This is a genomic window from Marinomonas mediterranea MMB-1 (genome assembly GCF_000192865.1).
Taxonomy (GTDB): domain Bacteria; phylum Pseudomonadota; class Gammaproteobacteria; order Pseudomonadales; family Marinomonadaceae; genus Marinomonas; species Marinomonas mediterranea.
In genome coordinates this window covers 2,781,050-2,794,363 of record NC_015276.1, presented here as the reverse complement: position 1 = coordinate 2,794,363, position 13,314 = coordinate 2,781,050, and the positions used below count along the sequence as shown (strand labels likewise).

The 13,314-nt window shown below is 44.6% G+C and carries 11 protein-coding genes; all 11 read left to right on the top strand.

Annotated features, from left to right (window positions below):
- Nucleotides 1-3: 3 nt before the first annotated feature.
- The gene (locus MARME_RS12705; protein ID WP_013661663.1) at nucleotides 4-1,494 is read left to right on the top strand and encodes a UDP-N-acetylmuramoyl-L-alanyl-D-glutamate--2,6-diaminopimelate ligase; all 1,491 of its coding nucleotides are present in this window, start codon (nucleotides 4-6) and stop codon (nucleotides 1,492-1,494) included.
- Entirely contained in the window at nucleotides 1,478-2,836 is a 1,359-nt protein-coding gene (locus MARME_RS12700) for a UDP-N-acetylmuramoyl-tripeptide--D-alanyl-D-alanine ligase (RefSeq protein WP_013661662.1), read from the top strand. Before MARME_RS12705 ends, MARME_RS12700 begins: the two co-directional genes overlap by 17 nt.
- 13 nt (nucleotides 2,837-2,849) lie before the next feature.
- On the top strand, nucleotides 2,850-3,932 hold the full coding sequence (mraY, locus tag MARME_RS12695; protein WP_013661661.1) for a phospho-N-acetylmuramoyl-pentapeptide-transferase: 1,083 nt from the start codon (nucleotides 2,850-2,852) through the stop codon (nucleotides 3,930-3,932).
- A gap of 10 nt (nucleotides 3,933-3,942) precedes the next feature.
- Nucleotides 3,943-5,292 carry a UDP-N-acetylmuramoyl-L-alanine--D-glutamate ligase gene (gene murD, locus MARME_RS12690; RefSeq protein WP_013661660.1) on the top strand — a complete coding sequence of 450 codons (1,350 nt, stop codon included), beginning with the start codon at nucleotides 3,943-3,945 and terminating at the stop codon, nucleotides 5,290-5,292.
- 44 nt (nucleotides 5,293-5,336) lie between these two features.
- Nucleotides 5,337-6,509 carry a putative lipid II flippase FtsW gene (gene ftsW, locus MARME_RS12685; protein ID WP_223294977.1) on the top strand — a complete coding sequence of 391 codons (1,173 nt, stop codon included), beginning with the start codon at nucleotides 5,337-5,339 and terminating at the stop codon, nucleotides 6,507-6,509.
- Nucleotides 6,506-7,579 (top strand): undecaprenyldiphospho-muramoylpentapeptide beta-N-acetylglucosaminyltransferase, encoded by a 1,074-nt coding sequence (gene murG, locus MARME_RS12680; RefSeq protein WP_013661658.1) that lies wholly within the window; start codon nucleotides 6,506-6,508, stop codon nucleotides 7,577-7,579. The genes ftsW and murG overlap by 4 nt, the downstream gene beginning before the upstream one ends.
- Nucleotides 7,579-9,006, top strand: coding sequence for a UDP-N-acetylmuramate--L-alanine ligase (gene murC / locus MARME_RS12675; RefSeq protein WP_041648657.1), 1,428 nt, complete (start codon nucleotides 7,579-7,581; stop codon nucleotides 9,004-9,006). Before murG ends, murC begins: the two co-directional genes overlap by 1 nt.
- Entirely contained in the window at nucleotides 9,006-9,953 is a 948-nt protein-coding gene (locus MARME_RS12670; protein WP_013661656.1) for a D-alanine--D-alanine ligase, read from the top strand. The genes murC and MARME_RS12670 overlap by 1 nt, the downstream gene beginning before the upstream one ends.
- Before the next feature lie 4 nt (nucleotides 9,954-9,957).
- The gene (locus tag MARME_RS12665) at nucleotides 9,958-10,647 is read left to right on the top strand and encodes a cell division protein FtsQ/DivIB (RefSeq protein WP_013661655.1); all 690 of its coding nucleotides are present in this window, start codon (nucleotides 9,958-9,960) and stop codon (nucleotides 10,645-10,647) included.
- A gap of 67 nt (nucleotides 10,648-10,714) precedes the next feature.
- A complete protein-coding gene (gene ftsA, locus MARME_RS12660; RefSeq protein ID WP_013661654.1) occupies nucleotides 10,715-11,986 on the top strand; it encodes a cell division protein FtsA in 1,272 nt (423 codons plus the stop codon).
- Nucleotides 11,987-12,029: 43 nt separating this feature from the next.
- Nucleotides 12,030-13,271, top strand: a complete 1,242-nt coding sequence (gene ftsZ / locus MARME_RS12655; RefSeq protein ID WP_013661653.1) for a cell division protein FtsZ — start codon at nucleotides 12,030-12,032, stop codon at nucleotides 13,269-13,271.
- Nucleotides 13,272-13,314 lie beyond the last annotated feature (43 nt).

Sequence of the window (13,314 nt, the reverse complement as noted above, 5' to 3'; positions counted from 1 at the left end):
AGGATGTTTTGGCTTGAACAATTTGAACGCTACATCGACCATACAGGTGAGCGGGTAGATGTAAATTATCCGTTTATCCAAGTAAAAACAGATAGTAGAAAAGTGTCCTCTGAGACACTTTTTGTCGCTTTGCCCGGTGTGTCGAGTAACGGTTGGGATTATTTGTCCTTAGTCGCCGAAAAAGGCTGCCGCTATGCCGTAGTTCCTACTTATGTAGCGAAGGGGTTAATAGCATCAAATTCAACGGATCTTAATATTATTGGTTCGGACGATGTGTATGCGCTGCTTTCGTCTATCGTGAAAAAAACGATTGGCTCGTTTCCATCACACTTAATTGGTGTAACAGGAACAAATGGCAAGTCGTCAGTTTCTTATTATATTGCACAGCTTGCGGACGCTATGGGCTTAAGTGGTGCGATTATTGGCACTTTTGGTGTTGGTAAGTTGAATAACTTAGAAAGTGCAAAGCAAACGACGCCAGATGTATTGACGATGCTTAAAACCTTGGCTCAGTTTAATCAAGACGGAGTTGACTTGGTTGCTTTTGAAGCCTCGTCTCATGCGCTCGATCAAGATAGAGTGGCTGGGATAGAAATAGACACAGCGGTATTTACAAATCTCACGCAAGACCATCTTGACTATCATGGCACGATGGAGAGTTATGCCACAGCTAAGCGCAAGCTGTTCCGTTTAGATACTCTGAAGCACGCTGTTTTTTGCAGCAAGTCTGATTACTGCAACTTTATGGCTGAAGATTCTAAAGGCGATAAGTCTTATTATGGGGAGCGCCCATCGGACGACTTTGTTATTCGTGATGTGACTTATCATTCGTTGGGGTGTTCATTTCTATTGCTGACTAAGTCTGGTCATTATTCTGTAGAGTTACCTTTAATGGGTGAGTTTAATGTCGATAACGCTGTTGCTGCGCTGGCTTCATTATGGCCTCTTTTTGATGATAAAGTGGCATTAATTTCGTCCTTAACGAGTCTTAAAGGGGCGCCGGGTCGGATGGAAAGAGTGACGCTTTCTGAAGGGGCGAATGTCCCTGTTGTCTTGGTGGATTATGCGCACACGCCTGATGCTTTGAGTGTTGCTTTAAAGGCGCTTGCTGTTCATTCAAAAGGACCAATTACCTGTGTGTTTGGTTGTGGTGGTGACAGAGACAAAGGTAAACGGCCTGAAATGATGCGAGCCGCTCTCGATCTGGCTGATAAAGTTGTGTTGACCACGGATAATCCCCGCTCTGAGATTCCGAGTGAAATTATGCAGGATGCATTGAGTGGCGTTGCTGAATGTGAGCGTCAGCGGGTAATTCTGGATGAAGATCGTCGTAGTGCTATAGAGTTCGCTATTGCGACGGCGTCGATAAATGAAATAGTGCTCGTTGCAGGAAAAGGGCATGAGACTTATCAAGAGATTGGCGGCGTCAAATCTCATTTTGATGATAGAGAAGAGGCGCTCAATGCGCTAAAAAAATATGCTCAAAGAACTTAAGTTATCTCAGATTGCAGATATTTGTGGCGGCACTCTTTTCGGAGAGGATGCATGTGTTATTGATGTGTCTACCGACTCAAGGGATGATCTTTCTAATAAGCTTTTTCTTGCTTTGCGCGGTGAGAAGTTTAACGGCCATTCCTTTGTAGATAAGGCCATTGATCAAGGTGCTTCAGGTGTTCTTGTCGATGTCGATTCGGGTGTGTCGTTAGAGCCTCGGATTGTCGTTCATAATACGCTTCTTGCTTATCATGATATTGCGCGTTTTTTGCGGGATGCCTTTCAAGGTCGCGTGTTTTCGATAACTGGCAGCAATGGAAAAACGAGTGTAAAAGATTGGTTGGCGCAGTCATTAGAGGATTTTGGATGCGTTCTGAAAACACAAAGTAACTTTAATAATCACATTGGCGTTCCAAAAACGCTGATTCAAATAGAGAATAACCATCAATTTGCTGTTGTTGAGGCGGGCACAAGTTTCCCTGGTGAAATCTCTATTTTGTCTAAGACTATTCATGCTGATGTTGTGATAGTAACCAATGCGAGTGGCAGTCATTTAGAAGGCTTTGGTTCTACCAAAGCGATAGCGGAAGAAAAAGGCGATCTGATTACATACTCATCTCTTTATTCGAAAGTGATCTTGAACTTTGATGATCCCTTCTTTGAATACTGGAAAGGGTTAACAGGAAAGCGTGAGTTCTTTAGTTTTTCACTTTCTGATGCCAGTGCAGATCTTTATGTTTCTGATTTGGATTTAGGGGCGAGTGAGTCTTCGTGTATCGTGCACTTTAGAGATCAGTCCTCTTTGGTTACCATTCCTGCTCCCGGAAAGCATCAGGTCTACAATGCGCTTGCGGTCATCGGCGCCTTGATGCACGTTGATGTCCATTTTATTGATGCTCTAAATAAGGTATCGAAGGCTGTTCAAGTTAAAGGAAGAATGGAATTTGGCTTGACGAAAAATAACGCTCTTCTTATTGATGACTGTTACAATGCCAGCCCAACGTCTGTTGAGGCTGCAATTGATGTTCTTTCGATGCAAAAGCCCATTAAAAAATGGTTGGTTTTAGGTGCTCTTGGAGAGTTGGGTGATCAGGAAGAAAGTATTCATCGCGGGCTTGGGAAATATGCCGCGGAAAAGAAAATAGACTGTGTGTTAGCCGTCGGGCCCATCGCTGGCTTAGCGGTAGATGAGTTTAAAAAAGTGGGAAGAGAAGGGCGTGTTTACGCATCAAAAGAAAGTCTCGCACAGTTTCTGTTAACTCTGAATAATGAACACGCTGTTTTGGTTAAAGGCTCGCGCTCAGCCAAGATGGACGATATTGTAAACGTAATAAAAATCTAGGAATTGTCCTAAAATGCTACTTTTTTTAACCGCTTACCTAAGTAAGTATTTCACCTTTTTTTCTGTCTTTAATTACCTTTCATTAAGAGCAATCTTAGGTGTTTTGACAGCTCTGTTTATTTCTTTATTGATCGGAAAGCGTGTGATTCGTTTGCTGCAAACATTGCAGATTGGTCAGGCGATACGTTCAGATGGGCCGCAGTCACATCTGAGCAAGGCGGGTACGCCAACAATGGGCGGCGCGCTTATTATTTTTTCCATTAGCATTAGTACCTTGCTTTGGGGTGATCTAACCAACGAATATATATGGATCGTGCTCTTAACGACGCTTGCGTTTGGTTTAGTTGGGTGGGTGGATGACTACCGTAAAGTGGTTGAGAAGAACCCTCGTGGTTTACCTGCGAAGTGGAAGTACCTTTGGCAGAGTGTTTTTGGGCTAGGCGCTGCGCTTTATTTATATATGACGGCCTCAACCCCAGCAGAGACGTCACTAATTGTTCCTGTTTTTAAGGATGTTGCTATTCCTTTAGGGGCATTTTTCGTTGTACTCACATACTTCGTTATTGTGGGTACCAGTAACGCTGTTAATTTAACGGATGGCTTAGACGGTTTAGCCATCCTACCAACTGTTTTAGTGGGCGGCGCTTTAGGTGTATTTGCCTATCTAACAGGTAATATCCGATTTGCTGATTACTTGTTGATTCCGTACGTTGAAGGGACAGGCGAAATCATCGTCTTTTGCGCCGCTTTGGTCGGGGCGGGGTTAGGTTTTCTTTGGTTTAATACCTATCCAGCTCAAATTTTCATGGGCGATGTGGGTGCTTTGGCATTAGGGGCTGCACTAGGAACGATTGCGGTGATTGTTCGTCAGGAGCTGGTTCTGTTTATTATGGGTGGGGTGTTTGTGATGGAAACGGTGTCCGTGATATTGCAGGTTGCTTCATATCGCTTAACGAAGCGCAGGATTTTTCGTATGGCTCCCATTCACCACCATTTCGAACTTAAAGGCTGGGCAGAACCGAAAGTAATTGTTCGGTTTTGGATTATTACTGTTTGCTTAGTGTTAGTCGGCTTTGCAACGTTGAAAGTACGTTAAGAGGTTCGATATGGGATTGATTGGATCTGATCGAGTTCGGGCTGTTGTTGGATTGGGCAAATCCGGCGTTTCTTGCGTCAAATTCTTAGCGCAAAAAGGTCTTGATTTTTTTGTGGTGGATTCTAGGGAGAACCCACCTGGTCTTGATGAAATTAAGGCGTTCTGTGATGAAGATAAAATATTCCTTGGGTCGCTTGAGGCTCTGACCAAGTTGGGTGTGACAGAATTATTTGTTAGTCCTGGGGTGGCGCTTTCGAATCCTGTGCTTAAAAAGTTAGCGGAGCAAGGTGTTGAGATGCGAGGGGATATCGACTTATTTGCTGAATATGTTGATGCGCCTTTTATAGCGATAACGGGGTCCAATGCAAAAAGTACAGTCACTACGCTCGTCGAATATTTATTGAAATCCATCGGCAAAGCGGCAATAGCGGGCGGTAATATTGGCCGTCCGGCATTAGATACTCTTTCTCAAGAAGCCGATTACTATGTGCTCGAGCTGTCCAGTTTTCAATTGGAGACGACGCACGCGCTTAAGGCCGATGTCGCTTGCATGCTTAATGTGAGTGAGGATCATATGGATCGCTATGATGATCTGTATTCTTATCAACGGGCAAAGCAGAGAATATATCGAGGATGCAAGTCAGCGGTCTGCAATAAACAGGACATTCTCACTGCGCCTCTTTTGTCTCAGGATACCCCTGTTAGAGCCTTCACTACAGGTAGTCCAGATCTCAAAGAATTTGGCCTTCTTCCTGATGATAAGGGAGTGTGGTTGTCTAAAGGGGTTAAGCCGTTATATCACTCCTCAGAAATCGCATTAAAAGGAACCCATAATCTCGCAAATGTATTAGCAGCTTTGTCTATTCTTGATTTGCTCGGTGTGGATATTGAGCTTCCGGCAGTTGCGCAAGGGCTGTATGAGTTTAAGGGATTGCCTCACCGTTGCGAGACTGTAGCAGTTGTTAATGGGGTGACCTACATAAACGATTCGAAAGGTACGAATGTTGGGGCCACATTGGCGGCGTTAAATGGATTAGGTGACTTAAAACGACAGAACATAATTTTGATTGCAGGGGGTGAGGGGAAGGATGCGGACTTCTCCCCGCTCTCTCAGCCTATTGATAAATATGTAAAAAGAACCATTTTGTTTGGTAAGGATGCGGACCTTATTTCAACGTCTATTTCAGATGTCTCTGTGTATAGTCTCGTGGGTGACCTATCAGAAGCGGTCGCTTTGGCTAAGAGCGACGCAAAAGAAGGGGACATCGTATTACTTTCTCCAGCATGCGCAAGCTTTGATATGTACAAAGGATTTGAAGCACGCGGAGAGCATTTTGTGGAGCTAGTAAAAGCGCTATGAAGATCCAATTGAGAGACATATTCGAGCCGCTCTCGGCGAATCATATGGCGAAAGTGGACCTATGGTTTGTTATGTCTCTCATTGCTATATTGGCTCTGGGTATTGTGATGGTGGCCAGTGCTTCAATATCAGTGTCTGAGTCTATTCACAATACGCCGTATTTTTTTATGGGCCGCCAGATACTCTATTTAATTCTTGGTGTTTCATTTGGCTTTATGATGTTGCAAATTCCGACGCAGAACTTGCAAAAGTGGGGGATACTTTTGATGCTTCTGTCATTGGTATTGCTGGTTTTGGTGCTCGTACCTGGAATAGGTAAAACGGTAAACGGTAGTCGTCGTTGGATTAACCTGATTGTTTTTAATTTGCAGGCGTCCGAGGTGGCAAAAGTTTGCATGGTTGTATATGTGTCTGGTTATCTTGTACGTCGTGCAGAACGAGTTCGAGAAAACCTGATTGGTTTTGCCTTGCCCCTGTTTCTAACCTCCCTTTTTCTGATCTTTTTACTTATGGAGCCGGATTTTGGAGCATCGGTCGTATTGATCGGTACTGTTATTGCTCTTCTGTTTATTGGGGGGGCTCCTGTTTATCAATTTATTGCTATCGTCATTATGGCTGTCTTGGTTATGGCAGGGTTGGCGTTGTCGGAAAGTTATCGAGTTAAGCGTCTTATGAACTTTGTCGACCCGTGGGCGGATCCGTTTAATGATGGCTATCAGTTAAGTCAGGCATTAATTGCCTATGGTCGAGGTGAGTGGTTTGGTCTAGGTCTTGGAAATAGTGTGCAAAAGCTTAGCTATTTGCCTGAAGCTCATACGGACTTCGTTTTTTCAATTTGGGTTGAGGAAATGGGGTTGTTAGGTGGGGTTGTGTTGCTCAGCTTATTTGCTTTGATGCTGTCGAGGATCTTTAAAATAGGTCACAGAGCATTGATGGGGGCGCGTCCGTTTGCTGGTTATATGTGCTTTGGCTTTGCCATTCTGATACTCGCTCAAGTCATTATCAATGTGGGTGTGAATACAGGCTTTCTTCCTACGAAAGGCTTGACGTTGCCTCTTATCAGTTATGGTGGCAGTAGCTTGATCATTACATTGGGGTCATTGTTTGTGGTTGCCAGAGTCGATATAGAAAATAAATTGGCATCTAAAGGTGGTGAGAGTGAAGAGCGGAAGCGTAAGTCTGATGAATCAATTGACGATGGTGAGGCGCTAGCGTGAGTCAAGGAAAAACAGTTGTTATTATGGCTGGTGGTACGGGTGGACACATATATCCCGCTCTTGCCTGTGCGAAGCATTTTGAAGCGTTGGGTTATAATGTTGTGTGGCTTGGATCGAAAGGTGGGATGGAAGAGACTATCGTTCCCGATCAAGACATTCCTTTGAAGACGATTTCTATAAAAGGTGTTCGAGGAAAGGGGTTAGTTGGTTTGTTAAAAGCGCCTTTTCAAGTGCTACACGCAATAGGTCAGGCGATCGCTATTTTGCAATCATTAAAACCGTCTGTGGTACTCGGGATGGGAGGCTTTGTTGCCGGGCCAGGTGGTGTGGCAGCTAGATTGCTTGGTATCCCTCTTGTTATTCATGAGCAAAATGCGGTTGCAGGGACGACCAATAAGTTATTAGGTAAAATTGCTTCGTTACGGCTTCAAGCATTTGAAGGTGCTTTGCCTTCTGCTATTACAGTGGGAAACCCAATAAGAAGCGATATATTGGAGCAGAAAACTAGACCCGTTCGCTCAAATGACTCTGGACCATTGAAATTGTTGGTCGTAGGGGGAAGTCTAGGGGCGCAAGCGATTAATGAGCTGATTCCTAGATTGTTATCTGAATGGTCTGGCAGTGAAAGACTTGATGTTTGGCATCAAACAGGCAAAAGAAATATCGACGATGTCCGTAAGCTGTATTCTGATTGTGGAATAGAGCAGGCGAGAGTTGAGCCCTATATTGATAATATGGATCATGCGTATTATTGGGCTGATATCGTTGTCTGTCGTTCTGGTGCTATGACGGTGAGTGAGCTCGCTGTCGCGGGTTTGCCTTCTATTTTGGTTCCGTTTCCTTTCGCTATCGATGATCATCAGACCGAGAATGCAAAACACTTATCAAAAGTGGGTGGGGCTTTTTTAATGCCTCAATCCGAGTTTGATGTTAACTCTGTAACAGATTTGATTCGCTCAGTTGTAGCGGACTCAACAAAATTGAAAAAAATGGGTGAGGGCGCAAAGCAGTTGGCTCAACCTGATGCGACTCGAAATGTCGTGTCGCACTGTTTAAGGTATGCAAAATGATGATTGAAAGTAAGTTCCAATACGATATCCCAGCAATGCGTCGAATTCAAAAGGTGCACTTTATCGGCATTGGTGGTGTTGGTATGTGTGGTATTGCTGAGGTTTTGCATAACCAAGGTTATCGAGTAACCGGTTCTGATATAAAGACAAGTTCTACGACTCAGCGATTAGAGGATATGGGGATTTGTGTATACATAGGTCATAAAGAAGAGAATGTGTTCGATGCTCACGTTATTGTGGTTTCAACTGCCATAAATGAAGAGAACCCGGAAATCAAATGGGCGAAAGAGCATCGTATTCCAATTGTGCGTCGAGCAGAGATGTTAGCAGAGCTAATGCGTTACCGACATGGTATTGCGGTGGCAGGTACCCATGGGAAAACGACGACAACAAGCTTGATGTCCTCTATTTTGACTGCAACGGGTGATGCCCCTACGTTTGTGATAGGTGGGAAGTTAACAAGTGCAGGAACAAATGCGCAGTTAGGCAGTAGTAAATACCTGGTGGCGGAAGCGGATGAGAGTGATGCTTCGTTTCTGCATCTTCAGCCGCAAACGGTTATTGTGACAAATATCGATGAAGATCACATGGATACTTATCAAGGCGACTTTGAACAAGTTAAGCGCACATTTATTGAGTTTATCCATAACTTGCCTTTCTATGGGTTGGCTGTTCTTTGTATTGATGATGAAAATGTTCGTTCGATAATGCCTGAGCTAAGTCGCCCCGTTTTAACTTACGGGATAGAAGAACAGGCCGATTTTTATGCCACAGATATTAAGCAGTCGGGCCGTTACTGTGAGTTTATGGCGCATCTTCCAGAGGGAGAGCCAATTCGTATTCGTTTGCCAATGCCTGGTAAGCATAACGTTTTGAATGCGTTGGCAACAATTGCCGTTGCGACTGATTTGGGTGTCGCCCCAAATGTTATTCAGGCTGGTTTAATGGGTTTTGAAGGGGTTGGGCGACGGTTTCAAGAACTTGAGCCGCTTGTTTTGTCTGATGGTGGCAAGGCAATGTTCGTGGATGATTATGGTCATCACCCTAGTGAAGTGTTGGCGACAATTAATGCAATACGTGATGGCTGGCCAGAGAAGCGTTTGGTAATGGTTTATCAGCCACATCGCTATACACGTACCCGCGACCTCTATGAGGACTTTGTTCGAGTCTTGTCGAAAGTAGATGTTCTTATTTTGCTTGATGTGTATTCCGCGGGTGAGGCGATCATAAATGGGGCGGACAGCAAGTCTCTTTGTGGCAGTATTCGTATGCGAGGAACCGTCGATCCTATTCATGTTCGCGATGACGGAGAATTGCAGTCTATTTTGTCGAACGTATTGCGAGATGATGATTTGCTGATCACTCAAGGTGCTGGGAATATCGGTGTGATTTCTCGCAAACTTGCTGCGACGGGAGTAGTAAACTAATGCTTTTGAAAGACGCTAGAATTGCGGTGTTGTACGGAGGTCGGTGTGCAGAACGAGAGGTGTCCCTAGAGAGTGGTGGGCTAATCTTAAATGCTCTAAAGCAGAAAGGTTATGATGCGTTTGGGATTGATTTATATGGTGCTCGACATGATCGAAACCCTATTGATCAGCTGCGCGCCGAACCATTCGATATTGCTTTTATCGGATTGCACGGTGGTGAAGGCGAGGATGGTCATATTCAGGCGCTTCTGGATTTGATGTCAAAACCCTATACAGGGAGTCGTCAGTTAGCTTGCGCATTGGCGATGGACAAACTGATGACTAAAAAGTTATGGAAGGGGCTTGGGATTCCGACACCGGATTATATTGCTGATGCAAGTGATGTTTCAGTTGAGTGTGTTGAAAGGCAGTTGTCATACCCCGTTATAGTGAAGCCGTCACGCGAAGGTTCCACGATTGGTATTAGTAAGGCGGACAATACAGAGCAGTTAATGCAGGCGCTTCGAGATGCGCGTGAGTATGACTCCGAAATACTTGTGGAAGAGTTTATAGAGGGGCCTGAATTTACCGTTTCGATTATCAATGACGAAGCATACCCTGCAATCGGTCTCAAACCGTCAGAAGATCATCAGCTGTACGATTACGAAGCAAAATATTTGGCGGATGATACCGAATATCGATTGCCTTCTGGTTTGAGTGACGATGATGAATCTCGGTTGAAAGCGTTGTCTCTTGATGCTTATTTAGCTGTTGGGTGTAAAGGTTGGGGCCGTGTTGATGTTATGCGTCGTAATAACGGCGACTTTTCCGTGCTTGAGGTAAATACCTCTCCTGGAATGACGTCTCATAGTTTAGTGCCAATGGCGGCTGCTCATGTCGGTATCAGCTATCAAGATTTAGTCGAAAAAATACTGTGTTCTGCTTGGGATTCAGTGGGGAGTATCTGAGAAAATGCGTTTAGCGGCCTTGCTTGGGGCGATTTCTTTGATTGTGTTCGCTATTTTCCAAGGGGAGCAAGATAGTTCACCTAATGAGCGCTGGTTTGCTGTCAAAAAAATAGAAATTGAAGGTCGGCTGATCAATGCTAAGCGTCAAGAGTTAGAAATAGCTTATGATGTATTGTTGGGTGAAAGTTTGCTAACTCTTTCGCTGTCGCAAGCAGAGACGGTTGCAGTGTCTCCTGAGTGGGTCGCCAGTGCGCGCATTCGAAAGGTATGGCCGGATAAAATTGTGGTTGAGGTGAAAGAACATCAACCGATCGCTTATTGGAATTCGAGGCAGATAGTCACCTCGAATGGAGAGGTGATTTCTCCTCGTCATGGCGAAACTTTGCCGCTAGCGAATTTGAAAGGTCCTGATTCTAGTAGTCAGGTTGTTTTGGATCAGTTTGGTCTTATGAGTCAAATGCTATCAAACTCGTCATTGAGAATAAAAGAGCTTGTACTGGAGAAACGTGGTGCATGGAATATCAAGTTTCAAAATGATGTGTATGTAAAACTCGGGCGAGACAAGGTTTTAGAGCGTTTACAGCGGTTTATTGCCGTGTATAAAAGTGATTTATCAGGTAAAATAGAGAATGTTTTGTCTGTTGATGCTCGGTACCCTCATGGGGTGGCGGTACAATGGAACGAGAAATTATGAATTTGGCTCGCTTGTTGCTTGAATATGAGCATAAAAGTTGCGATTTAGCGATAACTAGGAAGGTAGAATGATAGTTGGCTTAGACGTTGGTACATCAAAAGTAACTTGCATAGTAGGTGAGGTACTAGGTGATGGAAACGTTGAAATTGTTGGTATAGGTACTCAGCCTGCTAAAGGGATGAAAAGAGGCGTTGTTATCAATATTGAATCTACCGTTCAGTCTATTCAAAGAGCGGTAGAAGAAGCAGAGTTGATGGCGGGGTGTAATATTCACTCTGTCTACGTTAGTGTGGCTGGGAGTCATATCCGTAGCCAAAACTCTCACGGTATTGTTGCAGTAAAAGATGGTGAAGTTCAAAAAGAAGACATTGAACGTGTCATTGATGCTGCTCAAGCTGTTCCTATTTCTTCTGACCAACGCCTTCTTCATGTTCTGCCACAAGAGTTTCAAATTGATTCGCAGGAAGGTATACGAGACCCTTTGGGTATGTCTGGTGTGCGCCTTGAGGCCAATGTTCATTTGGTCTCGGGGGCTGCTAATGCTGTGATGAACGTCGAAAAATGCATCAAGAAATGTGGTTTGGGTGTTGATGGCGTTATTTTGTCTCAACTTGCTTCCAGTGATACTAGCTTAAGCGAAGACGAAAAAGAGCTTGGCGTTTGCCTTGTTGATATTGGTGCTGGAACGTCTGATATTGCCGTTTGGGTGGATGGTGCTTTGCATCACACTTCTGTTGTTCCTGTTGCAGGCGATCAGGTTACCAATGATATTTCTATGGCTTTGCGTACGCCAACGGTACATGCTGAAGATATAAAGATTAAATATGCCTGTGCGTTGTCCTCGTTGGCTTCTACCGATCAAGTGATAGATGTTCCGAGCGTTGGGGATCGCCAGTCGAGGTCTATTTCTCGTCATGCATTAGCGGAAGTTGTTGAAGCTCGCTACGAAGAAATTTACCAACTTATCTATGATGAGTTGCAACGTAGTGGTTTTGCGGAACGAATACCTGCAGGGGTTGTCGTAACTGGCGGCACTGCGTTAATGGAGGGTGCTGTTGAGCTCGCGGAGCGTATCTTTGATATGCCTGTTCGGCTAGCGACACCAACGAATGTTAAAGGAATCTCCGAGATTGTCGATAACTCTATGTATGCGACAAGCGTTGGTTTATTAGCAAATGGAAGTGCTGAAATGGATGATATGGTTGCCGAACCGTCAAGTGTTTTGCGGGCCGGAAGTAGTAGAAATACACAAGATGTTAACTCTGATGAGACCAAGCCGTCTTTCAGTGCAACGAAAGCTTGGCATAAAGTAAAAGATTGGTTTCAAAGTTATATTTAATGATTGTCATTTTTGACAGCAGATTTTTAGGAGCGCGTCGCCCATGAATGTGTTTGATTTAGCAGATGAAAATTTATCCGACAACGCTGTAATCAAGGTTGTTGGAGTTGGTGGTGGCGGTGGCAATGCCGTGCGTCATATGTTGGAAAACCAGCTTGAGGGCGTAGAGTTTATCTGCGCTAATACGGATTCTAAGGCTCTGATGGGGCTGGATTCTGGAATTACATTGCAGCTTGGTACCACGGTGACAAAGGGGCTTGGTGCGGGAGCGAACCCTTCCGTTGGCCGTGATTCTGCATTAGAAGATCAAGAGAAAATTACTCAGCTTCTAACGGGTGCAGATATGGTATTTATTACGGCTGGTATGGGTGGTGGCACCGGAACGGGAGCTGCACCTGTCATTGCTCAAGTTGCACGAGAATTGGGGATTTTGACTGTTGCCGTTGTGACGAAGCCGTTTCCATTTGAAGGGCGTCGCAGAGCTAAGGTTGCAGATGCGGGGCTTCAAGAGCTACGTGAGAATGTTGACTCGCTTATAACCGTTCCGAATGAGAGGCTGCTGCCTGTTTTAGGTAAGAATATTTCATTACTTAAAGCGTTTGGTGAAGCGAATAATGTTTTGTTCAATGCTGTTCAGGGTATTACCGACCTTATAATGAGACCTGGTTTGATAAACGTCGATTTCGCCGATGTTAAAACAGTGATGTCGGAAATGGGGATGGCAATGATGGGAACGGGGTCTGCCATCGGAGAAGATCGTGCGCGTGTTGCTGCGGAAGCGGCAATACACAACCCTTTGCTTGAAGATATTAATCTTAAAGGTGCTCGTGGCGTATTAGTTAATATCACGGCAAACGAAGAGGTGGGCTTGTCTGAGTTTACCGAAGTTGGTGGGATCATTGAGGAGTATGCGTCAGAAGATGCAACGGTTGTTATTGGTTGTGCAATTGATCCGACTGTAGAAGATGAAATGCGGGTCACGGTAGTTGCTACGGGGCTAGAAGGGCAAAGTGCTAATGTTGAGATGAAATCCGCAGTGGGTGATGTGTCTGCGGTAAAGCCTTCAGTAACTCAGTCTGCGCCTTCTGCATCTAACGCATCAAAGCCAGCTGTAGAAGCGGTGGCTAAGCCAGTTGTAACGTCTTCTGCTGTTCAGAAGGATGACGTTTCTTCTGAGGAGTCGCAGGTTAAGGCAAACGATAAGAGTTTAGAGTCCTCTAAAGGGGCAGATGATCAATTATCGTATTTGGATATCCCAGCGTTTTTGCGTCGTCAGGCTGATTGATTTGCGTAAAAAATACGTAATTAATCATCTTTGAATTGTATAA